We start from the raw sequence: 23,270 nt of genomic DNA, 5'->3' as shown, positions 1-23,270 counted from the left end.
CATGCGGGGAGGGTTTTTGTTTATGGCATTGCATTGCTTTATTAAAGGAAGCACTGATAAATTCAGCTGCGCCATCTTGACGCATCTTTTTTTGCTCGCACTGTTTCGGCAAATCCTCCACATAGCTTTGGCTATCGTCCGGTTTGTCTCCTTGTTCGGACGAAAAAATCTACGCCAATCTGACGGACTTCATTTTATCAGCGATTCCTTAAAAGCGCTGCTGCACGAGAGCAAGAACCTCCTCATGCCGCAGCGCTTTTTTCTGTGTAAATTTTGAGTTGACAAGAGAAATGCAATACTGTATTCTAGCGACAGATAGATGAAGGAACGATTATAAACACGGTCGTTATCGCTTGCGGTATCGACCGTATTACGGGCAAAAGAAAAAGGGGGGATTCCCCTTTTTCTTTTACCTATCAATTGATAATAATTGTATATCTCATATTCTTACAGCATGGAGATTCTATGGAACCATCTGGAAAAAACCTCCCCACCGACATTCATCCGCGTACACTGCTGCGGCGGCTGGCACTTGGCATCGGCTTCCTCGCACTCATTGGAGCACTGCTTGCGAGTGCCTCATTGGGCGCGGTCGAGATCGCCCCGCGCGATATTCTTCCGACACTGCTCGGAAACGGCACACCGGAGGACTACCGCATTCTCTATCATATTCGTCTGCCGCGCATCGTCACAGGCGCACTCACAGGCATCAATCTTGCACTCGCAGGCTGTATCCTGCAGGGTATTCTGAAAAATCCGCTCGCCGATCCGGGCATCATCGGTGTCTCCGCAGGAGCCGGACTTGCTGCCATGTGCATCATGATCCTGCTGCCTGCCGAGACGAAGTTCGTCCCACTCGGCGCCTTCATTGGAGCGATGATTGCCGTAGCGCTCGTCTTTGCCCTCTCATGGGAAAACGGCGTACACCCAATGCGCATGGTACTCGCAGGTGTCGCCATCGCCGCATTTTTCGGCGGAGCGATGACTGCACTGATGGTATTCTACTCCGATCGCGTGCAGGGCACGGTGAACTGGATGGCAGGAGGGTTCGCGGGGCGCAGCTGGAGCCATGCGGAGATGGTACTCCCCTACACACTCATCGGCATTGCCGGAGCGCTGCTCGGCAGTCGCTGGCTGAACGCCCTGCAGCTCGGCGAGGAGACGGCACGGAGCCTCGGCGTGAATGTCGCACGCGCCCGCCTTGTCCTCCTCGTGCTTGCCGCGCTGCTCGCCGCATCCGCTGTCAGTGCTGCAGGCATGCTCGGCTTTGTTGGACTCGTCGTGCCGCATATCGTGCGCCTCCTGACCGGCTCTGACTTTGACTGGCTCCTGCCGGCGTCAGCACTCTGGGGGGCAGCGCTTGTCGCCGGTGCGGATGCTGCGGCACGCGTCGCCTTTGCACCGGTCGAAGTTCCGGTCGGCGTATTCATGTCCTTTCTGGGCGCGCCGTTCTTCCTCTACCTGCTCAAAAAGAGCATGCGAAGGGAGTGACGTTATGGAAGAACTGCTGCGGGCACACGCTCTTTCACTCGGCTACGGGAGCACGGAGATCATACATGCGGTCGATGTCTGCATACACCGCGCAGAGATCGCAGCAATCATCGGCCCCAACGGCTCAGGCAAGTCGACACTTCTAAAGGCGCTCGCCCGCCTCCTCAAGCCGCACAGCGGAACAATTGAGTTCCTGGGAACGGATATATGGAGAAAAAGCGAACGGGATATTGCACAGAAGATCGCCTTCCTGCCCCAGAGTGCAGAACCGCCCGGCGATATTACAGTACTCGACCTCGTTCGCATGGGACGCCTGCCGCATCGAAAATTCTGGGACATGTTCTCCAAAGAGGACGAGGAAATATGTCGTGAGGCATTGGCACGAACAGGCATGGAGTCCTTCGCCATGCGCCCAATCCGCGCGCTCTCCGGCGGCGAACGTCAGCGTGCGCGTCTTGCGATGGCACTTGCACAGCAGCCGGAGGCACTGCTCCTCGACGAGCCGACCACGTATCTCGACATCCGCCATCAGCTCGCGCTCATGGAGCTCGTGGAAAATCTCCACGAAACACTCGGTCTCACTGTCATTATGGTGCTGCACGACCTCAACCAAGCCGTGCGCTATGGTGAACGCCTCATTGCCGTTCACGCGGGCAAGATCATCGCGGACGGATCCCCAAACGACGTCTTCACGCGCGAACTCGTGCGTGATCTCTACGGTGTCGAGAGCCGCGTCAGCGATGTTGAGATCGCTGGGCGGCACACGAAACTCTGCCTCCCGGAGCGCGTTGCGCGGAAGGCACACGAACATTGAGCGCCGAAATCCAACAGGATGGCTTTATCGTTTTTGGAGGTGTTTATGCGAAAAATCGGTATCATTGCGGCATTTCTCTGTCTCGCGGCAGCCGCAGTCTTTCTCCTCTGGCCGCAGGAGCAGGCATCGCCGGAGCAAAAGGAACGCACGGTGACGGACAGCACGGGGCGCACGGTCACACTTCCGTCGCATCCGCAGCGCGTTGTCATCCTCAACCCGTCGAACCTCGACCTCTACGTCGCAGCGGGCGGCGCCGACAACATCGTTGGAAAGCCGACCTCGCAGGTGCTCTCGGAGACGGTCAAGGAAAAAACAGCAGCCGCAGAGGAGGTCGGCATCATACACCAGCCCGACATTGAGAAGATCCTCGCGCTGCAGCCCGATCTCGTCATCGGCACAAACGTCCCCTTCCATACGGGACTCGTGGAGACACTTGGCAATGCCGGCGTACCGCTCTACATACAGGCGCTCGACGACGTCCCTTCCCTGCTCTCCACACTTGATTTCTATGGGAAACTCACAGGACATGAAGAGGACGCGCGTGCGCAGGCAGCAGTGATTCAGGAGAAGCTCGATGTTGTAAAGACGCGCGCGGAGGGCCGCACACCACCAAAGAATCTCCTCGTCTTCGGTTCGCCCGACAGCTTTAACATGGGCACATCGAAATGCTTTACCGGCGGTCTGATCGATATGCTCGGCGGCGGCAATATTGCCGACCGGGCAGAGGGGGACGGCGGTTATCTGCCGCTCTCCATGGAGTTCGTCGCGCGCGAGAATCCCGCCGTGATCTTCATCGTCGTGCACGGTCCTGCAGAGACGCTCGAACCCAAGATGCGCCGCGACCTGCAGGAGAGCGAGGCATGGGCAGATGTCGACGCTGTAAAGAACGGGCGTGTCTATGTACTCCCGTACGAACTCTTCGCCGTAAATCCCGGCGTCCGCGCCGCGGATGCACTCCAGACGATCGCGGATATCATGTATCCAACGCCGCAGTGAAGGGAGTGATTGACAAAGGAAAAAGACGTGCTTTCAGGAGAGCAAAACGAGGCGGCAGCGGCGATGTGCAAAAATTTCGCACGTGAAGTTTTTGCACACGCCATGTTTGACATATAGTGATAGGAGATAGAACAATGTCACACAAGCACACGCGGAAGAGCATTCTTCTGACCGCAGCCGTACTGAGTACAGTAACCGTACCCGCCTGCGCAGCCGCTCGCGATGGTGGAACATCTGTCGTTACAGATAAAGTCATTGTCACAGCGTCCCGCACGGAGCAGGAGGTCAAGGAGACCCCGAGCGCCGTCGAGGTCATCGCACGCGCAGACATTGACAAGATGGGCGCAGAGAGCCTCGCACAGGCACTGAAGCTCGCGCTCGGCATCGACATACAGGAAAACGCAATGGTCGGTAATCGCTCTGCCCTCCGCGGCATGAACACGAACCAGACGCTCATCCTCATCGACGGGCGCCGTGTCCGTACGGAGAACACGAGTGAGACGATGAACTACTATGAGCTGCAGCGCGTCAACATAGACGACGTAGAACGGATCGAGATCGTGCGCGGCGCGGTCAGCTCCCTCTATGGCTCAGAAGCGCTCGGCGGCGTCATCAACGTCATTCGGAAGCGCCCCGCCGAGGCGCAGACCTCTGTTACGCTCGACTGGACAACGCGCCAGAACGATCAAGGCCTCCGCCTCGACTCCGGCAAGGTGGGCAAATGGGCATTCAGCACGAGCTTCAAACACATGGGCGTGCGGGAGCGCGGCACGAACAGCATCAGCAATATGTACGGTAAGAAGTATTTCTTCAACATCGACGGCCGTATGGAGATAACAAAGGACAAACATCTCGATGTCTTCTTTGATTATCTGAAGGAAGACCTCGATATGAAGGACTCTGCCACGCAGAAAACAACCTACGACCATGACCGCATCACGACGGGCGCAAAGTATTCGGGACGCGACAGCCGCGGCGACTACGAGATGCAGGTATACTATACCTATTTCGACAAAAACCAGCGGACAAGAAAACGTGCCGACAGCGCACTCAGCAGCTTTGACGATATGACGTACAATTCGCTGATCTTTGACGGCAGGCGTTCCATACAGCTCGCTCCAAACCACCTGATGACCGTCGGCGGCGAATACCGCAAGGAGGACTATGAGAGTACACGCATCAAAGGCTCCAGGACAACAACGCTTGAGGGTGTGACCAATCAGCTCGGCGACAGCTCGATGGATTTTGCCGCACTTTATGTGCAGGATGAGTGGCTCGCCAGCCCGCGCTGGACGATCATCCCGTCTGTGCGCTGGGATCACAGCGACGTATTCGGCAGCGAGGTGACGGGTAAGCTCGGCACAACTTACAAAATGAGCAAAGGACTGCGCTTCAAGGCGAATGTTGGCACTGCCTACCGCGCTCCGACGGCAAGCGAACTCTACTTTGACTGGCGGCATACACCTGCTGCGCGGGTGAATGTCCATATTGTTGGAAATCCCGATCTGAAGCCCGAAAAGGCGCTGAACTTCGACCTTGGAGTCGAGGGCGAGCGCGGCAAGACCTTCGGTAAGCTCACGTACTTCCACAACAAAGTGGAAGACTTGATCAACGTCAATGTAGTCAATACCGTCATCCCCGGTCCCCCGCCGCCTACTATCCTCTCAACCGGTACATATCAGAACATCGACAACGCCACGATACAGGGCGTCGAGCTTGAGGCGAAACAGGATCTCGGCAGCGGCTTCGCCCTGCGTGGGCTCTATACCTACCTCGACGCACAGGACGATAAGACTAACACGCGCCTAATGGGACGCGCCCGCCACAAGGCGAGCCTCCAGCTCAGCTACGATGACCCGCGGCATGGCTGGAACGCAACACTCTGGCAGGACTGGATCTCAGGCTACCGCTATGCGGAGCAGGTCGGCAGAGGCATGGCTGCGCGCACCGTTTATAAGGACGCGGCTCTCGCACTCACGAACTTCGTTGTTACCAAGAAATTCAACGACCAGTTCAGCGCCTACCTCGGTATCGACAACATCTTCGACAAGGAGAGCGACGCGCTCGCCTACGACGGCCGCATCTGGCGCGGCGGCGTACGCATGACGTTCTAAACAGACACAGTAAAACAATTAATCAAAACCACCAGTTGAACTGGTGATTTGAACAGGCCCTATAAGGGCCAAATGCTTGTGGTAGCACCTTAAAAGATGCATCGAATGGGTTCTGACAACCACACTATTGTCACGGGCAGCCCCCTACTTGGGGGCATTTTTATTTGCCTTTTTCACTCCTGCTACCCGTAAACGGGTCAACAAACTCCTTTAGGCTTAGTTGATCTGCCATAATATCCTCCTGTAACTGATTCTTGATATAATTCTTGATTGCATTTTCACATTTCCCAACAGTATCGACATAATATCCGCGACACCAAAAATGTCGATTCCCGTATTTGTACTACACTTTTCTATAAGAATTTTTTCTCTACCTCCAGTTGAACTGGGGGGTTATTATACCTATTCGGCGACCAAAAATACACCAACTGCGGTGTATGTTATATAAAATTTATATCCTCTATCACCTGTGATAAATTCTATGTATAACGTACCCAAAAAGCACTTCTTTTACAAGGAAAGCAACGAAAAAACTTCTATTTATATTCATTCTTTTTTGCTATTTGTGACATCATTTGAAAGAAATGTTTTTTCCTGCTATAATCATAGGCGATAAAGGAGAATGCCTCATTGGCTGAAGCAACAAATTCTCCATCCAGAAGGAGTTACTTTCACAATGCTGTTACACCGAAAATCCGTCGAACTGCTTGCCCCGGCCGGCACATGGGATGCCATGACTGCGGGCATTGCGGCCGGTGCGGATGCTGTCTATCTCGGCGGCAAACATTTTAATATGCGCCTGCATGAGGGTGATTTTAACTTCGATGACGAGCGGCTAAAGGCTGCGGTAAACTACGCGCATGCCCACAATGTTGAGCTCTACATTACGCTCAACAACCTCATCAGCAATGAAGAACTTCCGGCGCTGCGCGAATACCTCGCCTATCTCGAGGAGATTCGCCCCGATGCGATTCTCGTACAGGACTTTGCTGTGCTGGAACTGGTCCACGAGATGGGCATTACTGTCCCCCTGCATACGTCCGTCATGATGAATACGCACAACGAGCATGCGATCGAAAAGCTCAAAGAGTACGGCATTACGCGCATTGTCGTCGGCAGAGAGATGACGCTCTCAGAGCTGGCGCTCTTCCGCGCACGTACGGGTATTGAGGTCGAGTACTTCATGCACGGCGACATGTGCATCTCCGAGAGCGGACAATGTATCCACTCGGGCGTTCTCTTCGGTCAGAGCGGCAACCGCGGGCGCTGTATGAAGATCTGCCGCTGGCCGTTCTCCATGATCGACGAGAAAACGGGTGAGGTACTCGATGAGGACAGTCCGGGACCGTATAAACTCGCACTGAAGGATATGTGCATGTACCGCTCGATCCCTGCGCTCATACAGGCTGGCGTCTACTCGTTCAAGATCGAGGGACGTATGCGCTCGCCGGAGTTCATCAGCCGCCTTGTCTCCACATATCGCAAGGCGATCGATTCCTATATCGCTGATCCGAACGGTTACACGACGGACGAGGAGGGTTGGCGCACGCTCTACGACAACCGCGTGCGCGACTATACGACGACGTTCGCATTCGGTCAGCCATCTGCCATCGATATTGGGATGACGGGGGAACGCGAACCGCGCTTCTTCAGTCAGGCGATCGAGGAGGCGGGCTTTGCCGACGAGGTGCTGCGCGAGGAACGCTCCATCGAAAAGGAAAACACACCGAGCCGTCACCTCAGCGTACGCGTCAGTACGCCGGATGCTGCACGTGCTGCAGTGGATGCCGGAGCAGACACAATCTATGTCGGCGGCGAGGCATTCCGCCCCAACCGCCCGTGGAAACTTACGGACTATGAGGAGATTGCACGCTATGCGGCGGGTCGCACACGCGTGGTCGTCAACACGTCGCGCACGACCATGCGGCGTGAGTGCGGCGAACTTGAGCAGTTCTTCACCGCGCTGAACGCAATGCCTGTGGATGGCATCATGGTTGGCAACCTCGGCACGCTGAAACTCGCACGAACGCTGACAAAGCTGCCCGTACAGGCGGATCACTCATTTAACATCTTCAACCATCTCGCCGTTACCTTCCTCAAGGAGAACGGTCTCACGATGGCTGCTGCCTCCTATGAGCTGTCCTTCCGTCAGCTGCGCGAGATCGTCGAGAACGCAGTGCTCCCGATCGAGGCGGTCGTACACGGGGCGTACGAGTCCATGATCTGTGACTACAACTTCCCCGCGATGTCGCTGCCGAACTACAGCGATCTTGCCGCGCCGGAACTGATGGATACGCACTATGCGTTCCGCGACGAGGCAGGCGGCGTACACCCCATCCGCATCGATCAGTACGGGCGCAACCATATCTACTTTGCGAAAGATCTCTGCCTCTACCCCTACCTTGAGAAGTTCAACGGCCTCGGCTCCTACCGCATTGAGGCGCAGGACTATACGGCAGAGGAGACGTCTGAGATTGTCCGCATCTACCGCGCCGCGCTCGATCGCCTCGCGGCGGGCGGCGACGGATATCGTGCGGCAGATTTTGACCGCCTCACAGAGATCTCGCCGCGCCCCCTTGGCATTGGAACATACCGTTTCCGCCAAAGCCGAAATTCCATTTGAGCACGATAGAAAGCATATTCCATGGACATAGCTTCCACGAACGAGAACAACTACATCGGCGCTGCCGCCATCCTTGAAAAGAAGAAGAAATACATCATGCCCTGCCTTGGGCATTTCTACAGCGACCCGCGCCAGATCGTCCGCGGCGAGATGCAGTATCTCTACGACAGTGAGGGCAGAAAGTATCTCGACTGCTTCGCAGGCGTCTCCGTCATCAACTGCGGACACTGCAATCCCGCGATCAATGCCGCCGTCACGGAGCAGCTGAACACGCTCCAACACGTCTGCAACATCTACCTTACGGAGAACTTCGTCAACCTCGCCGAGCAGCTTGCGCGCATCACCCCGGGAAATCTCCAAAAGAGCTTCTTCTGCTCCACGGGCACGGAGGCGAACGAGGGCGCGTCGCTCCTCGCCGAGATTGCCACGGGCAGCAGCGAGTTCATCGCTCTGCGCGGCGGTCTCCACGGGCGTACGAAGCTCACGATGAGCCTCACGGGCATCTCCATGTGGCGCACCGATCCGAATCCCGTCGGCGGCATCCACTTTGTCAAGAACCCCTACTGCTACCGCTGCCCGCATCAGCATACACCCGAGGAGTGCGGCATCGACTGCACCTATGAGCTCGAGGAAACGATCAAGAGTGCCACCTCTGGGCGGCCTGCCGCATTCATCGCGGAGAGCATTCAGGGCAACGCGGGCATCATCGTCCCGCCGAAGAACTACTTCAAGCGCGTCAAGGAGATCCTCGACCACTACGGCGTACTCTTCATCGCAGACGAGGTGCAGACGGGCTTTGCGCGCACGGGCAAGATGTTCGCCATCGAGCATTTCGGCGTTGCTCCCGATATTATGACGATGGCAAAGGCGCTCGGCAACGGCGCGCCCATCAGTGCATTCATCGCAACCCCCGAGGTTGCAGATACCTACACGAAGCCCGGCGCGTCGACGCTCGGCGGCAATCCCGTCTCCACAACGGCAGGACTTCATGTCATCCGCTATATCGAGGAGCACGACCTCATGGAGAACGCCGAACGACGAGGAGCGCAGCTGCGCGCAGGACTTAGGGAAATCCAGAAACGCCATCCCATCATCGGCGATGTTCGCGGTCTCGGCCTGATGGTCGGCGCGGAGTTCGTCCACGCGGACAAATCCCCCGCCGCCGCCGAGCTCGACCTTGTGCTTGAGGAGCTGAAGGATCGCGGCTTTATCGTCGGCAAGAACGGCATCGGGCGCAATGTCATGGCATTCCAGCCGCCGCTCATCATCACCGAGGACAATATCAACGATGTACTGAATGCGCTCGAACTGGTCCTCACAGAGAAAGGACTCTAAGGAAAGTATCATGGCAAAACGATATTATGACCTCACCGTTGCTGGGTGCGAGCGCAGGCTCTCCATCCTCAACCTCAACGAGAACCTTGCGATTGCTGGCTTCATCATGCTCGGCGATGTTGAGCTATGCGAAAACTGTGCGCGCGAACTCGCAAAGAAGATTCCTGCAGATACTGAGATCATCATGACCGCCGAGACAAAGGGAATCCCCCTCGCGGCGGAGCTTTCACGCCAGCTTGGCATGCCCTACTACATAACAGCACGTAAGTCTGTCAAGGCATACATGGAAGATCCGATCTGGGTCGAGGACGAGTCGATCACCACGATGGGCAAGCAGCGTCTCTACCTCATGAATACAGACATTGAACGCATCGAGGGGCGTAAGGTGCTCCTCCTTGACGATGTCATCAGCACGGGCGGCTCCATGACGGCACTTGGCAGCCTCGCCGAAAAGGCAGGTGCGCACGTCATCGGGCAGGCGGCGGTGCTCGCCGAGGGCGATGCTGCAAAGCGGACGGACATCATCTTCCTTGAAGCCCTGCCGCTCTTTGAAGCACAGTAGAGAGGCGGCATCTCTTGCATCAGTACCTCTTCTACATCGGCGACTTCCCCATCCGCTCCTATGGTGTCGTCATATCACTCTCCATCCTGCTCGCGACGGGCGTCGGCTACTTTCTCGCAAAGGCGGACGGACGCGGCTACGAGAAGCACGTCCCCGATCTCGGCATCTACTGCGGTATTGCGGGACTCCTCGGTGCGCGGCTCTGGGATGTATTCTTCTTTGACTGGGAGTACTATCAGCACCACCTGACCGAGATTCTGAACGTCTGGCAGGGCGGCATGGCGATCCAGGGAGGTGTCTTTCTCGGTGTGCTCGCCGGCATCCTTTACTGCCGCAGGCACAAACTCGACACCATTCACTTCATGGATGTCACCGCACCTGCGATTGTACTCGGACAGGCGCTCGGCCGGTGCGCGAACCTCCTCAACGGGGATGCCTTCGGCGCACCGACGGGCAGCAGCTTCGGCATCCTCTACCCGGACACGACACTTGCCCACCACACCTACGGCACACAGCCGCTCTGGCCAGCAGAGGTCTGGGAGGGGCAGCTTGACATCGTCATCTTTGCCCTCCTGCTCATCTTTCGCGCACGCGGACATGCACGCGGACAGTGTTTTGCCCTCTACGTCATGCTTTACAGCCTCGTGCGCTTCGCACTCGAGTATCTGCGCGGCGACTACACGGAGAAATATTTGGGGCTTTTCACAAGCGCCCAGATGACAAGCCTCGGTTTCGGTCTTGTCGCACTTTGTTTCTTCCTCTGGCTTGGACTGCGAAAAGAAGCCATACCAACAAAAACAGAAGAAGAACCACACGAGCGAAAGAAGACGCGACGAAAAAAATAATATTTTGCATATGAAAAAGCTGCCTATCAAATGGCAGCTTTTTTCGTGTATAAGGCCTATCATTCGTCTGGATACAGTCCTCGCCGAATCGAACGAATCCCTTCAAGCAATTTGAAGGCGGGCGTGTACTGTTACCTAAGGAACAGCAGATAAAATAAGGCTACCAAATTGGCGTGGATTTTTCGTCCGATTTGCTGACAAAAGTGAGAAAAGATGTACTAAGACGGCGGTGCTGACTTTATCAGCGATTGCTTAATCCGGAAATTCGACAGATAAAATTGTTGTGAAAAAGCAAACGCTCTTTACATCGACTCGTATTCGCTTGAGTTACAAAGTGGGATACAACCCCTTTTTGATGGCACGCAGACCTTCAAGTGTCTTGAGTCCAGGTGTGTATATATAGCCGAAGGGGATCATATAAATACGATTGTTTTGCACCGCACGCAGAGAATTCAGGCGCACATTTCGAAAGAATGCCTCCGACTGTGCACGATGTCGCTCATTGAAATATACCGCAAATATCACATCAGGATTCTGCAGGATCATCTCCTCCATACCTGCCGATTCACTTTGAAGGGGCATACGCCCGCCCAAACGCCGTACCATATCTCCCACGATCCAGCCCTCATCATAGTTCATGACCTCGTTCCCATCAACCTCCACAACCATGACATCCTGCTGCTTCACCCTGTCATCCGTCCAGTCAATCTCCAACTCCGCGTAAATATCCCGTATGACAGCATTCGTTTTCTCTTGCACGTCAAAAATCCGCCCCATATCATCTAGGAACTTACACTCATCTTCAATGGTCGCGGATTTTTTCACATGATTGGAGGTTGCAATAATATAGGATGGGATACTGCGCTCCTCCCACCATTGGATGCTGCCAAATCGGTGCGGAGAGAATGCAGATTTCCACCCAATAACAAAATCCGGCTGATAGGAAATCAGCTCTTCACGACTGATAAGCCGAGAAGAGATATGCGGTATTTTTTTGATTTCCTCCGGATACTCCTTTTTCAAATTTTCATAAAGGCCGCTTGCCGTGCTGCTGACTGATGCCCCAATAATCCGATCCCCAATCCCCAGCGGGATCAGTGTATTCAGCAAAACGCCATCGCATACAAAAACGCGGGAAGGTATTTGGGTAAGATAAATGGAACGTGGTTCCTCATTCGTATCAATGGTTTGGATCTCGATTGACTCGCGTCGTATATCATTAACGTAATTATTGCGCGGCTCGTCCATAACAGAAGTCGGCTCTCGCACCATTGCAGCCGCTATGATAATACCCCCCATAACAAACAACAACAAAATAGATTTTTTCATTGCAATAACACCTCAAACATAATGGCAAGTGGTTATCGAACCAACTTGCCATTATATTCTATGGAATTCTTAGAACTTATACTTCGCACCGATCATGAAATGACGTCCCGCCTCCGGCCAAGAGCCTTTTCCATGATACTCTGACACAATCGTTTCATAGGATTGATTCGTGAGATTCGACACCGATGCATAGATCGTCATGTCGTCATGCAGCTTGTAATTGATGTTGAAATCGAGCAGGAGGGCACGCGCACTCGTAAATGCCGCCGTATTGCAGCCCGTATACCACGTTCCCGTCAACGATGTATTAAGTTTGCCGTTCTCATAGACAAGATCCGCCATATAGACATTTGCAGGGCGCATGTCATTGATGGCAGCATTAACATTTCCGTTCGCCCATGTGAGCGCAGGGTCAAAGACGAGTCCATCCTTTGCAGAGAACTTGTCAAAGGCATGGGTGTAATTCAGTGTCAACGACCAATGCGGACGGAAGCGGTGCGAAAGAGAAAGGTTGAACGCCTTCTTTCCCTCTTTTGCATTGATGGACTTCGCAGTAAAATCTCCTTCATCATCGTCCCAAACGCTGTACTCCGTAATTGCATTGGCCATATGCGTATAATTGTAGTGAACGGCAAGCGATGTGTCCTTGCTGAATGCGTGACGAACGCCCATCGTCCATACATCGCCCTTTTCATCTTCGAGCGGGCGCGGACCGAAGTCGCTCGTATAGTCGTCCACCTTGATGGGACGATGTACACGGCTATATCCAAAATACGCGCTCGTCGCCTTGTCAAAGGCGTACTGCGTGTTCAAAGATGGTGTAAAAATAGCACCGCCTGAGGTTCGAATCGTCGATTCTACGCCAGTCGTTGTCCGTTGCCCGATATCGTTATAGCGTGCATAGCGTACTGCAGGGGTCAGTTCCCATTTATCCGAGAGGAAAATCTTATCCTGAAGATATCCCGTCAGCGTGCTGCGCTCCAGATGATATTTTTTTCCGGTGGAAAGGACTGTATGATCAAACTCCGAACGGTCATACGTCCATGTCGTCAGTACATTATGCTTCCCAAATGCTTTACCGAGCTGCAGTTGGATCCCCTCGTTGCCGAGACGGTCATACCACTTCCGAAAATCTCGCCCTTTGTAATGAGCCTTCGCCCATGCATACCATTCTGGGGTCTCCGGAACAGGCGTATCTTCAAGCATGTCCTCCTCTCCGTTCGATCCCCAATAGCGCTCATTCTGCTGATAGACGCGCACAAAGCTCTCCATCCCGCTGTCGCGATGGAACACATAGGTCAAATCGTGATTGTTCTTGTTATAGGCGCTGTATGCTCCCGTAGCCGCCCAAATTGCCCACTTGGTACGGAATCCATGGAATCGAGATTCCCCTCGTGCCCCGTTCCTATCCCTCCATATGTTCTTAATACGCTCCCAATCCATCGGATTAAAGTATTTATGGTCGGGTGCCGCCATCGGATAGTCTGCATCACTCTGCATGTGATTATGTGCAAAACGCAGCGTATGATTCTTGTCGAAATCGTAGTCGATACGGATATTCGCAGCCTCATCCTTATACCCCGTATTGACAAAGGTATAGGTGTTGCCGCTGAGACCGTCCTTATATTTGGAATCACCGCTCATCTCACGGCTCAGCCCGACAAAGTATTTGAGGCGGTTCTCATCGAGACTGCCTGCATAGCTGAGTTTATAGTTATGACGATGCCACGAGCCCGTCGAAATGTCGAGTGTCCCCTCCGTCTTGTCGAGGCCCTTGCGCGTGATAATGTTGATGACACCGCCTGTTGCATCTGAGCCATAGATCGAAGCGCCGGGACCCTTGATGACCTCGATCTGTTCAACCCCGTTCATATTGATGACTTGATTGATATCAACATTTGCCTTTGTCTCAGCATCGGAGTAGGTCCCAAAGATATTGCTCACGGAGTTATCAACACGCCGTCCGTCAACGAGTACGACAACACGGTCATCACCGTTGATGCTCACAACATTATGATTGTTGGCGATCTGGAACTCACCGCCGCGAAATCCTGGCGTGCGGACTAAAACCCCCGGTACATGCCGCAGTGCATCGGTCAGCTGCTCATAATGACGTTTCTCTATCATATCGCGATCAATGACATTCACATCGCCGCCCGTACGGTAGTAGGACTGCTCTGTTATAATATTGCCAAACGGATCTTTTAAAGCCTCAGTGACTTCGATGTCTTTGGTTGTATAGGTTGCATCTGCAGCTGTTTCTTCGGCGGGTTCAGCTGCATTCATCTCCTGCGCATGAACGTCAACCCCCCCGTACGTAACAGTTGACAGTAAGATGCCTAACACAGCAGACTTCTTCAGTTTCTTCTTCATTCAATCGGTCTCCTTATCATACATAGATCACAAGTACGGCTATACATTTATGGAAACAATGTCCGAATTCATACATCCACATTTCGTTTCCAGTAATGCCATCGGCAAATCCGGTGAGAATCGCCTGATCGTCACAGTCGCCACAAAACAAAAAGCCTTCTTGCTCGCTTGCAAAAAGGCATACAAAATAAAAATATCATCGCGCCTTCCTGTCTCTCGCAGGGACGATACAACGTTCCAATGAGGCAGTTCTTCTGGCTCTGCTTCCTCGTCCTCCCCCGCCTTCCCGGTTTCCCAGTGACGTATTGGGGGCGACTCCACATTACAGCTGCGGGACAGCGCAGGTCTTTCACCTGCTTCTCTATTAAGCGCGGCGCGCACCTCATCGGTCTATGATTTAATTGTAATTTAGCTCTCAAAAAACTCCATGTAGAGTATCACATTCCAAATTACGTGTCAAGACGAATTATTATTTAAAAACACTCTTTTTCGAGAAAGTGCTCCCTCAATAATCCGTTGACGTTTTCGTTTGTTCCTCTGCGAGTCGGCTAACCTCGCTAGCGTACGTGCAGTATGCCCCTATCTATCACGATCCCACCGCATGATGACGAATTTCGAACGGAACGGATATATATCCGCTGTGATCCTTCTCTGCACGGGATAAAAACAGCTCTTGCAGCATACGCCTCTCTTGGGGCGTGATTCCTGGCGGAAACTCCTTGCACACGTCTTCCATACTTTCGTATCTCTTTGTACTTTCTTTGCTGATGTACCGCACATGGGCAGCAATATCCTGCTGCCAAAGGATGTTGGGCATCAGGATATAGTCCTTGCAGCAACGATACGGTATACCTGCCTCTTTACAAATCCCGAAAAGCGGCGAGCGGCTGACGCTGCGGACGACGATGCACCGTCGTGCTGCATACTGCGTCATCTTGTCCAGCGCGGCATGGATGTCCCGAATGCGGTAGAAAGAATTGATCGACAAGACAACATCGGCGCTCTCGCTCGAGGAAAAATCCTCCCATTTCTTTTGAACGAAGGAGACGTTCTCTATGCCTTCTGCATGAATCCGCGCCCGCGCTGCCGCAAGCATTGCCGCAGAAGGCTCAAGCCCCAAGACCCGCCTCACTTTTTGAGCCACCGGAATGGTAAAGTTGGCAGACCCGCTCCCGATCTCCCAAACCACATCATCCTCATCCAAAAGCTGGAGAATGGCCTCCCCCAGCCCCGGAACAGATCGGAACAAATTGTTGGTCTGGGCATACTGCGGGGCGATCCCCTCCCAGAACGCCTCCTCCGTCCGATCATTCACCTTCCTTCCTGCAGGATCGGCATCATAGAACCCCATTTCCTGCAGCCATATTTCACCATAATCTATCTTGTCCCACGCCGAATGCTTCATTTCCTCTGCTCTCCCCTCATGATCAGCAGATGAGGCACGCCATTCAGCATCATCACTTTGTTCCGAACACCATAAACCGTGCTGATATTCTCCTCTGTAATGACATCTGCAGGTGTCCCCTGTGCGAAGATCCTCTGATTGTGCAAGAGCAGGATACGATTGGAGAATAAACTGGCCAGATTCACATCATGGATTGTCATAACAATAGCAACGTCTCTCTCACGGGCGATCTTCTGTATCTGCTCCAGCACAAGAACCCCCATGTTCAAGTCGAGACTGCTGGTCGGCTCATCTAAAAGGATCGTCTTAGTCCCTTGTACGAGGGCTCTGGCAATCAGTACCCTCTGCCGCTCTCCGCCGCTGAGCATCTCGACATCGCGCAGGGCAAGGTGTGCGAGCCCCATCTCCTCAATAACAGCGGCGGCTTTTTCCTCATCATCCCTGCAAAATCCATGACTCACATACGCACTTCGCCCCATCAGAATAAAATCCATGACGGAAAAGCCCCCTCCCGTGCCTGTCGGAAAAAACTGGGGGACATACGCAATATGCTTTGCCATGCTGTGCGTGGACATCTTCTGGATCGGGAGACCGTCTACGAGAATCTCCCCCGCAGAAAGGGTATGAAGCCCCAACATACACTTCAGCAGCGTTGTCTTTCCCGTTCCATTTGCACCGAGAACGGTCAGAACCTCCCCATTCTTTACATGAAATGAAAGATTCTGAAGCACCTGCTTCTGCTGAAATGAGAACACAATGCTTTTTGCTTCAAGCATGGTCTGTTTTCCTCTTCTTCAATACCAAATGGATAAACAAAGGCACTCCTAAAAACGACATAACAACGCCCACCGGAATGTCATTCGGCGGGAGTGCATAGTGCCCGATTGTATCGGCAGTCAAAACCAAGATCATCCCGACCAAGGCAGAAAAAGGAAGCCCATAGCGATGCTCTGCACCGATCAAGCTGCGGCTGATATGCGGTGCAATCAGACCCACGAACCCAATTACCCCGGTAAAGCAAATCACGGTTGCTGTCATAAACACCGCGATTGCCCCCGTGATAAACCGAATCCTATCGGTATTCACCCCAAGGGATTTGGCCGCCTCATCGCCGTTGCTCGACAGGATGTCAAGCTGGACATGGTAGCGATATAGGAGGAAACAGCATACTGTCGTCGCGAGCGCCGAGTAGAACACGCCATCCCAGTGCGCACGGGCGAGCGTACCAAAAGACCACTGAATCAGCGCCTCGAGCTGATATCCCTTTGCATAAAACCGAATGGATTCCGTAAATGCTGAAAACAAATAGTTGAGACCGATCCCGACGAGCACCACATTTGCCGCACTGATCCCACTCCTATAGGCTACGATATAGACGAGAAGGATACAGGTCATCGAGCTGGAAAAGGAGTATAGTATCACCTCCAGCAAGGTATTTGCACCGATCACAATGCCCACTGCTGCGCCGAAGGTAGAAGCGGCCGCCACACCGGTCGTAAAGGGACTTGCCAGAGCGTTCCGTGTCACGGACTGCATTACGCACCCCGCGACAGCCAGTGCGCAGCCCGCAAAAAGCGCCATCACAATGCGAGGCAGGCGGATCACCAGCAGAATGCCGTCGATCTCTTGATGAACGATGGACACCGTCCCGGTGAAATAATGATAGAGCGCATAAAAAAGTTGCCATCTGCTCCCCTCCAGGCGAACAGTGCTCGCAATAACGATGACAAGAAGCAGGATGCTCACGGCAAACAAAAGATACATCCGCTTTCTTTTTTTCGAGTCCCGATATGCTTGTATGATATTCATCTGAGATCCTCCGGTGTGAATGTATGGCCGCTCCGATACGGAATTCCTTGATATTTCTCCATCCAGACACGAAGGATTTCCTCCGGAACAAGATCGGGAAGGTACTCCGGATACAGATATTTCGCCAAAAACATTGCCCCGACGAGTTTTCCTGCACCGCCGTGCGAGTAATAGGAAAACAGGAACATACGGTTTTTCTCAACAGCATCCATATGCGCCCAGCACGGATATCCGCTCATCGTCTCGGCGATCTCTTCAAATCGGGCCTGTGACGGCGGATTGCAGGAGTAGGGATCCTTGAGATCGGACAGGCGAACGATGTATTCCGGGCGCCGTAAAAGGATATATTCTGGAGACACATAGATACTCAGCGCATCGGAAAAAATGTTCTCTGCGTGCGCCGGCTTCAGCATCTCATGAAAGAACTCTCCGGGCACAACAGCACGTGCAAAGTAGCGGCATTCATAGTACACACGCTTTTGCGGAACATGCTCCAGCCGCTCTCTCACATATTGCTCCCAATAGGTGAAATAGGCGTCCAGTTCTGCTGCACGCTCTTCTTTTTGAAAAATTTTCCCGAGGAGTCTGCAGTTTGACGAAAAATACGGCGCGGAGTCTGCCTTCAAAACGATCACGGGAATCCCAAACATCCCGAGCACTTTCTCAACGCGTTCAATGTCTTTTCCGGCATCCATGAACAGTACCTGCGGACGCAGGCGGATGATTTTCTCAAAATGGATCTGCGCCTCACCATGCCCGCAGATCACCATATCCTTGGTGATCGGTATCGGAAATGCCTCTCTGTTTTCGTATATGTCCTGATCCACTCCGCGAATGGCATCGGCAGCCCCCACGGCAGTGATCAGCTCGGCTGTATAGGGGTTCATCACTGCAACATTCGTGAGCGGATAGGGAATGACCACCTGTCTCCCTTTGGAGTCGACAATCTGAATGGTAGGTTCATCCTTCTGCGTGAGTTCCACAAACATATTGGATGCATAGATCCGCATGCCTATGATGAACAGAAGTATGAACGCGAAAAAGATATAATACCGCTTGCTCATAATGCTCCTAAAAATGTGCCCTACAAGATACTTCTCTTGTAGGGCGCATGGAACTTATCCTAAGGAAGCACTGATAAATTCAGCCACGCCATCTTAGCGCATCTTTTTTGCCCGCACTGTGTCGACAAATCCTCCACATAGCTTTGGCTATGCATCCGGTTTGTCTCCTTGTTCGGAGAAAAAATCTACGCCAATCTGACGGACTTCATTTTATCAGCGATTCCCTAACCTTATAGATCAAACTTCGTGGAGAGCATAAACGTCCGCGGCGTACCAAGAATAACCTCTGCCCCGCGGCTGCGTGTCATCCAGTAGTTCTTTCCTGTGACGTTGTAGCAGGCGGCCATAATGGTCATATCCGTGTCGCCAACCCTGCACTTATGTCGGACGCCCACATCAAAGGTGGTGTACCCGGGCAGCGTAATCGACTGATTATAAGTATACATTTTCGCATTGGAAAGCATACGGGCAAATAGTTCTGTGTTCCGATCCGCACGATAGTTCACTCCAAGAACTCCGTTCCAGAGAGACGAACCGTCCACCCTTAGCCCATCATGGTTGCCGCCCTTCGTCTTAGTCTGCACGGCATTCACATACATCGCGCCGCCGAACAAGCTCCACTTTGCATTGATGTCATGCGTGAATGAGAGCTCCACACCACGGAACTGATGCTCTCCATCTGGCGTAAGGTACTTTTTAGAAGAGCGTTCTTCGTCCATATAGCGCTGTTCTTTGATGTCGAACAAACTGAGCGCAACATAGTCCGTTCCGCGGAGCCACTTCACGCCAATTTCATTTTCCTTCGCCTTTGTCGGCGCAAGCATCTCCCCTTCATTCGCATACCCGCTTCCTACCATCCTCCCTTTCGAGAATGCTTCGGTATGGCTCGCGTACCAGGTCAGCTCCTTCGTGGGCTGATAGAGGATCCCAAAGATCGGGCTTGTTGCATTGGTCGTGGTGCGCTTTGTCTGGATGCCATTGATATCATACTCTTTGACATCGGCTTTATGATGGTGAACACCTACAGTGAACTGGAGTTTGTTCATTTTTATGCTGTCGGTAAGTGCAATACCATTTAGTGACGTATCTACTTTCAACTTCTTATCAATATAAGGAAAATTCTGCGTGGGAATGTTGGGCATACCGCGATAGATATTGCCGGAAAAATATCCGGAGCTTACCTTCCTGATGGTGGAGTTCGTATATGTTTTTTGTCCGATATGGTCAACGGCAAGCGTGAACTGATTCTCCGCTCCTTTCACAAAAAACTTTTGTGAAACACCAAGCCCATAGTATGAATATTTGTTCGGTGTCCGGCCGTTTCGTGTTTTAAACCGATAGTCACCCTGTGCATTTCGCATTTCATAGGCGCTCGACTCAGGACTGATGTTGCGCTCCAGGTCGCTGTCCAAGAGACCGATGTTGAGGAAGACGTTCAGATTCTTTGTGATGTTTTGCTTATGATTGAATGCAAGCAGCTTCTCATTTTCTTCCTTCAGCATCTGCCCAAAACCGATATTGGTCGAAAGATCCGGCGGAGACGGCCATTGCGTAAAGTTGCCAGATTTTTTAAACCGCCGCTGTCCTCCCCCGCTTACCTTATGATACTGGTATCCCAAGAGGAGATTTGAGGAGCTGTTCTTGCCCTCATGATCCAAATTGATGAAAATCCCCTTGGTGTTCAGACGCGTGTCCCGAATCGCTGTCTCACCGTTGGAAACGGCTGCGTTGACGCGCACGCCCCATTCGCTGTTCTTGCCGAAACGTCGTCCGATATCAAGATACTCGCCCCAATGTCCCCGTCCCGAAAAGGTCTGCTTAAATGAAAGGGTCGGTGTTTCCTTTGCCTTCTTTGAGACAAAATTAACATAGCCAGCGACCGCATTCTGCTCCATCTGCGTCCCACCAACCAGACTGGGTCCCGAGATCAGCTCGATCCTTTCGGCATTGTACGTCGGCGCGATCATCTGCGAATACAGTCCCGGAATGCCGTTCACATAAAATGATCCCCCCTGCAGATAATGTCCGCGAATGGAAAAATCATTAAACATCAGGCTTTCTCCCGCCTTTACCGACGGAATATTGCGAAGGATGCCGTTGACAGGTCCATGGGGCTCTGCATAATCTTCGAGTGCGCGTTCATTGAGGACATAGGCGGTCATTGGGGTTTCCATGATGCTCCGATTGCCCAGCCGTCCAAAGCCGATCCGCTCCCCATTGTATACCCCGGGCAGACTGTCCTTCTGTCCAGGCGCCTCAACGTAGATGGTCGGCGTAGATAGTTCTGTTGCCGCCGTATTTTGTTCCTGTTCCGGATGCACTGCCGGCAACTCTGCCGAAGCATTTGCCTGCACCGCATGATTCCCCGCAAACAAAAACCAGGTCAAGATTCCTAGCGTCAAAACACTTTTTTTCATGTAACTTCCTCCCTAACAAGCTCACGCAACGAGATCAAACAATGACAGTTTCTGTTCCAATCCACCTCCCTGCAGTTCGTCCGTACGCATATGTTGCGTCGTGGCATCCCGCATTAGGCGCAAAATAAAATGCCTCTTTGCAAAAGGCAAAAAGGCATACGAAGCAAATCATCCGTCGCGCCCTCCTGTCTCTCGCAGGGGTGACACAGCATTCCGGTGAGGCAGTTCTTCTGGCTCTGCTTCATTGTCCCTCCCCGCCTTCCCAGTTGCCCAGTGACATATAGGGGGAGAGCCTCTGCATTACAGCTGCGGGACAGCGCAGGAGTCTCACCTGCTTCTCTATTAAGCGCAGCGCGCACCTCATCGGCAAATGATGTAATTAACAAAGTCTTAGTGTAGATTATCATATTCCAAATTAACTGTCAAGTCGTACTATTTTCGATGTAATTTCCATGCAACCTCCTTCTAATAAGCAGCTGGTAACTCTCAAGCGCGATATTAACATTTGTCCTCACATACTCCAAATTACAAATCCAGAGGCAGATATCCGCATCACAGGGTAAAAATGAACAAAAACCCGGCGTCAGCTACATGACCTGACCCCCAAAAGTTAGATTCTCTAAGTCTAACTTTTGGGGGTCAGGTCAACATACGCCGGATTTTTTTATTCTCCCTGCAATTCCTCAATATGTACCATGCGTTTGCAGATCCGTCGTGCCAGCGCATCATTGTGCGTGATGGCAATCAGGATCATATTGTGTTTTTCAACTTCCTGCAAAATAACAGACCAGATCTGCGCCTGTGTGATCGGATCAAGACTCGCGGTGATCTCGTCGGCAATGAGTACGCGCGTATTTGGACTGAGCGCCCGCAGGATCGAGAGACGCTGCAGCTGCCCTCCGGAGAGTTCATGCGGCCATCGCGTGAGCCAGTCCGGCTCTGCGCCAATCGCCGCAAGAAGTTCCTCCGGCACATCCCACGCCTCACGCAGCGTATCGCCAACCTTCCAGCGCGGATCCATCGCCTTTTCAGGATGCTGATAGATGAGCTGAACGGGATTGTAGCAATCCTTTGGCAGCCGCGCGCCGTCCAAGGTGATCGTCCCTTTTTGCGGCGGAAGATACCCCGCAAGAAGAAGTGCCAATGTGCTTTTGCCGCGCCCGCTCGGTCCGAGAAGTGCGAGACGCTCCCCATCCGCAACGCGCAGCGACACATTGCACAGAACAGGGCTGTCCTCCCCATAGCGATAGGACAGTTCCTTTGCCTCCAGCATCTCACACACCTCCCGCCGCAATCATCTGCGTCACCTCTGCCGCCGTGTAAACGGTAAAATCATTCTGGGGCAGCGCATGATAGAGTGCCTTCGTATACGGATGCACGAGTTCAGCCCCATCTCCGTGAAATGCAGCAGCCGGAGCCATGTCCACCGTTCGCCCCTCGTAGAAAACGGCAACGGTATCTGCAACCTCGACGGCAAGATCAATATCATGCGTGATGAGCAGAATCCCCTTGCCCGCATCGGCAAGTTCGCGCAGGAGCTGCAGTGCCTCGACGGCACTCTTCACATCCATGCCGGGTGTCGGCTCATCCGCAATGATGAGCGAAGCATCGGTGATGACGGCGGTCGAAAAGAGCACGCGCCGCGCCATACCGCCCGAGAGTTGGAACGGATAGAGACGCTGCACCCGCTCCTCCAAGTGCAGACGGCGGAAGGTCGCCGCCATATCGGCGGGCGAACCGTAAAGTCCGCAGACCTCCCTGCCGACGCGCATGAGTGGATCGAGATAGGTCACGGACTGCGGAATCAGTGCCATCGCCCGCCCGCGCAGTTGCTCTTGGAGGGCAGCGTCGAGCAGTTCCCCACGATACCGCATCTCACCGCTCGTCACTGCATTGTACGGCAGAATACCGAGCACTGCGTGTGCGAGAAGACTCTTGCCGGAGCCGCTTGCGCCGACAACGGCAAGGATCTCTCCACGGTTCAGATGCAGATTGACATCGTGCATCCCTGCCACCAAGGTATGGGTCAGTGCCCCCTGGTACATCCGAAAGGAAACAGACAAATTCGTTACACTAAGAAGTTCTTCTGCCAT

General features: G+C 53.2%; 18 protein-coding genes, 1 pseudogene and 2 riboswitches. Of the genes and pseudogenes, 9 read left to right on the top strand and 10 right to left on the bottom strand.

Features of this window, described 5'->3' with window-relative positions; genetic code table 11:
• Nucleotides 1-22 precede the first annotated feature (22 nt).
• From HMPREF1992_RS11810 to HMPREF1992_RS06625, 5 genes are all read left to right on the top strand, one after another.
• Nucleotides 23-277 carry a hypothetical protein gene (locus tag HMPREF1992_RS11810; protein WP_037358822.1) on the top strand — a complete coding sequence of 85 codons (255 nt, stop codon included), beginning with the start codon at nucleotides 23-25 and terminating at the stop codon, nucleotides 275-277.
• Between the two features lie 188 nt (nucleotides 278-465).
• Nucleotides 466-1,491: an iron ABC transporter permease gene (locus tag HMPREF1992_RS06640; RefSeq protein WP_021685101.1), complete on the top strand. Its 1,026-nt coding sequence runs from the start codon at nucleotides 466-468 to the stop codon at nucleotides 1,489-1,491.
• 4 nt (nucleotides 1,492-1,495) lie between these two features.
• Nucleotides 1,496-2,305 (top strand): ABC transporter ATP-binding protein, encoded by an 810-nt coding sequence (locus tag HMPREF1992_RS06635; protein ID WP_021685100.1) that lies wholly within the window; start codon nucleotides 1,496-1,498, stop codon nucleotides 2,303-2,305.
• Between the two features lie 45 nt (nucleotides 2,306-2,350).
• Nucleotides 2,351-3,301 (top strand): ABC transporter substrate-binding protein, encoded by a 951-nt coding sequence (locus HMPREF1992_RS06630; protein ID WP_037358819.1) that lies wholly within the window; start codon nucleotides 2,351-2,353, stop codon nucleotides 3,299-3,301.
• A gap of 134 nt (nucleotides 3,302-3,435) precedes the next feature.
• The gene (locus tag HMPREF1992_RS06625; RefSeq protein WP_021685098.1) at nucleotides 3,436-5,415 is read left to right on the top strand and encodes a TonB-dependent siderophore receptor; all 1,980 of its coding nucleotides are present in this window, start codon (nucleotides 3,436-3,438) and stop codon (nucleotides 5,413-5,415) included.
• A gap of 160 nt (nucleotides 5,416-5,575) precedes the next feature.
• On the opposite strand, the pseudogene HMPREF1992_RS11195 reads toward HMPREF1992_RS06625, so the two are convergent.
• A pseudogene (locus HMPREF1992_RS11195) lies at nucleotides 5,576-5,758 on the bottom strand (transposase); the annotation flags it as partial.
• Nucleotides 5,759-6,091: 333 nt separating this feature from the next.
• On the opposite strand from HMPREF1992_RS11195, the gene HMPREF1992_RS06620 reads away from it, so the two are divergent.
• From HMPREF1992_RS06620 to lgt, 4 genes are read left to right on the top strand one after another with little or no spacing between them, the layout of a single operon-like run.
• Nucleotides 6,092-8,038, top strand: coding sequence for a peptidase U32 family protein (locus tag HMPREF1992_RS06620; RefSeq protein WP_037358811.1), 1,947 nt, complete (start codon nucleotides 6,092-6,094; stop codon nucleotides 8,036-8,038).
• Between the two features lie 21 nt (nucleotides 8,039-8,059).
• On the top strand, nucleotides 8,060-9,373 hold the full coding sequence (locus HMPREF1992_RS06615; RefSeq protein WP_021685095.1) for an aspartate aminotransferase family protein: 1,314 nt from the start codon (nucleotides 8,060-8,062) through the stop codon (nucleotides 9,371-9,373).
• A 10-nt stretch (nucleotides 9,374-9,383) separates the two neighbouring features.
• The gene (locus HMPREF1992_RS06610) at nucleotides 9,384-9,935 is read left to right on the top strand and encodes a phosphoribosyltransferase family protein (protein WP_021685094.1); all 552 of its coding nucleotides are present in this window, start codon (nucleotides 9,384-9,386) and stop codon (nucleotides 9,933-9,935) included.
• Nucleotides 9,936-9,949: 14 nt separating this feature from the next.
• Nucleotides 9,950-10,780 (top strand): prolipoprotein diacylglyceryl transferase, encoded by an 831-nt coding sequence (lgt, locus tag HMPREF1992_RS06605; RefSeq protein WP_021685093.1) that lies wholly within the window; start codon nucleotides 9,950-9,952, stop codon nucleotides 10,778-10,780.
• A gap of 327 nt (nucleotides 10,781-11,107) precedes the next feature.
• On the opposite strand, the gene HMPREF1992_RS06600 is transcribed toward lgt, so the two are convergent.
• The 9 genes from HMPREF1992_RS06600 to HMPREF1992_RS06560 form a co-directional block, all read right to left on the bottom strand.
• On the bottom strand, nucleotides 11,108-12,109 hold the full coding sequence (locus tag HMPREF1992_RS06600; RefSeq protein WP_021685092.1) for an ABC transporter substrate-binding protein: 1,002 nt from the start codon (nucleotides 12,107-12,109) through the stop codon (nucleotides 11,108-11,110).
• A 69-nt stretch (nucleotides 12,110-12,178) separates the two neighbouring features.
• A complete protein-coding gene (locus tag HMPREF1992_RS11915; RefSeq protein ID WP_021685091.1) occupies nucleotides 12,179-14,482 on the bottom strand; it encodes a TonB-dependent siderophore receptor in 2,304 nt (767 codons plus the stop codon).
• Between the two features lie 226 nt (nucleotides 14,483-14,708).
• Nucleotides 14,709-14,882, bottom strand: a riboswitch (cobalamin riboswitch).
• A 186-nt stretch (nucleotides 14,883-15,068) separates the two neighbouring features.
• A complete protein-coding gene (locus HMPREF1992_RS06590) occupies nucleotides 15,069-15,887 on the bottom strand; it encodes a class I SAM-dependent methyltransferase (protein ID WP_021685089.1) in 819 nt (272 codons plus the stop codon).
• On the bottom strand, nucleotides 15,884-16,663 hold the full coding sequence (locus HMPREF1992_RS06585) for an ABC transporter ATP-binding protein (RefSeq protein WP_021685088.1): 780 nt from the start codon (nucleotides 16,661-16,663) through the stop codon (nucleotides 15,884-15,886). Before HMPREF1992_RS06585 ends, HMPREF1992_RS06590 begins: the two co-directional genes overlap by 4 nt.
• Nucleotides 16,656-17,696: an iron ABC transporter permease gene (locus tag HMPREF1992_RS06580; protein WP_021685087.1), complete on the bottom strand. Its 1,041-nt coding sequence runs from the start codon at nucleotides 17,694-17,696 to the stop codon at nucleotides 16,656-16,658. Before HMPREF1992_RS06580 ends, HMPREF1992_RS06585 begins: the two co-directional genes overlap by 8 nt.
• Nucleotides 17,693-18,685: an ABC transporter substrate-binding protein gene (locus HMPREF1992_RS06575; protein ID WP_196801390.1), complete on the bottom strand. Its 993-nt coding sequence runs from the start codon at nucleotides 18,683-18,685 to the stop codon at nucleotides 17,693-17,695. The genes HMPREF1992_RS06580 and HMPREF1992_RS06575 overlap by 4 nt, the downstream gene beginning before the upstream one ends.
• Before the next feature lie 305 nt (nucleotides 18,686-18,990).
• A complete protein-coding gene (locus HMPREF1992_RS06570) occupies nucleotides 18,991-21,177 on the bottom strand; it encodes a TonB-dependent siderophore receptor (RefSeq protein ID WP_021685085.1) in 2,187 nt (728 codons plus the stop codon).
• A 202-nt stretch (nucleotides 21,178-21,379) separates the two neighbouring features.
• Nucleotides 21,380-21,555, bottom strand: a riboswitch (cobalamin riboswitch).
• 286 nt (nucleotides 21,556-21,841) lie between these two features.
• Complete coding sequence (locus HMPREF1992_RS06565) at nucleotides 21,842-22,450, bottom strand: ABC transporter ATP-binding protein (RefSeq protein ID WP_021685083.1); 609 nt, start codon at nucleotides 22,448-22,450, stop codon at nucleotides 21,842-21,844.
• Between the two features lies 1 nt (nucleotide 22,451).
• Entirely contained in the window at nucleotides 22,452-23,270 is an 819-nt protein-coding gene (locus HMPREF1992_RS06560; RefSeq protein ID WP_021685082.1) for an ATP-binding cassette domain-containing protein, read from the bottom strand.

This window comes from Selenomonas sp. oral taxon 892 str. F0426 (genome assembly GCF_000468035.1).
Classification (GTDB): Bacteria; Bacillota; Negativicutes; order Selenomonadales; family Selenomonadaceae; genus Centipeda.
This window is presented reverse-complemented; position numbering and strand designations above follow the sequence as displayed.

Bases quoted from the DNA above. Each gene is read 5' to 3' on its own strand.
- HMPREF1992_RS11810 (WP_037358822.1), top strand. From the start codon at position 23: ATGGCATTGCATTGCTTTATTAAAGGAAGCACTGATAAATTCAGCTGC.
- HMPREF1992_RS06640 (WP_021685101.1), top strand. From the start codon at position 466: ATGGAACCATCTGGAAAAAACCTCCCCACCGACATTCATCCGCGTACA.
- HMPREF1992_RS06635 (WP_021685100.1), top strand. From the start codon at position 1,496: ATGGAAGAACTGCTGCGGGCACACGCTCTTTCACTCGGCTACGGGAGC.
- HMPREF1992_RS06630 (WP_037358819.1), top strand. From the start codon at position 2,351: ATGCGAAAAATCGGTATCATTGCGGCATTTCTCTGTCTCGCGGCAGCC.
- HMPREF1992_RS06625 (WP_021685098.1), top strand. From the start codon at position 3,436: ATGTCACACAAGCACACGCGGAAGAGCATTCTTCTGACCGCAGCCGTA.
- HMPREF1992_RS06620 (WP_037358811.1), top strand. From the start codon at position 6,092: ATGCTGTTACACCGAAAATCCGTCGAACTGCTTGCCCCGGCCGGCACA.
- HMPREF1992_RS06615 (WP_021685095.1), top strand. From the start codon at position 8,060: ATGGACATAGCTTCCACGAACGAGAACAACTACATCGGCGCTGCCGCC.
- HMPREF1992_RS06610 (WP_021685094.1), top strand. From the start codon at position 9,384: ATGGCAAAACGATATTATGACCTCACCGTTGCTGGGTGCGAGCGCAGG.
- HMPREF1992_RS06600 (WP_021685092.1), bottom strand. From the start codon at position 12,109: ATGAAAAAATCTATTTTGTTGTTGTTTGTTATGGGGGGTATTATCATA.
- HMPREF1992_RS11915 (WP_021685091.1), bottom strand. From the start codon at position 14,482: ATGAAGAAGAAACTGAAGAAGTCTGCTGTGTTAGGCATCTTACTGTCA.
- HMPREF1992_RS06590 (WP_021685089.1), bottom strand. From the start codon at position 15,887: ATGAAGCATTCGGCGTGGGACAAGATAGATTATGGTGAAATATGGCTG.
- HMPREF1992_RS06585 (WP_021685088.1), bottom strand. From the start codon at position 16,663: ATGCTTGAAGCAAAAAGCATTGTGTTCTCATTTCAGCAGAAGCAGGTG.
- HMPREF1992_RS06580 (WP_021685087.1), bottom strand. From the start codon at position 17,696: ATGAATATCATACAAGCATATCGGGACTCGAAAAAAAGAAAGCGGATG.
- HMPREF1992_RS06575 (WP_196801390.1), bottom strand. From the start codon at position 18,685: ATGTTTGTGGAACTCACGCAGAAGGATGAACCTACCATTCAGATTGTC.
- HMPREF1992_RS06570 (WP_021685085.1), bottom strand. From the start codon at position 21,177: ATGAAAAAAAGTGTTTTGACGCTAGGAATCTTGACCTGGTTTTTGTTT.
- HMPREF1992_RS06565 (WP_021685083.1), bottom strand. From the start codon at position 22,450: ATGCTGGAGGCAAAGGAACTGTCCTATCGCTATGGGGAGGACAGCCCT.
- HMPREF1992_RS06560 (WP_021685082.1), bottom strand. From the start codon at position 23,270: ATGGCAGAAGAACTTCTTAGTGTAACGAATTTGTCTGTTTCCTTTCGG.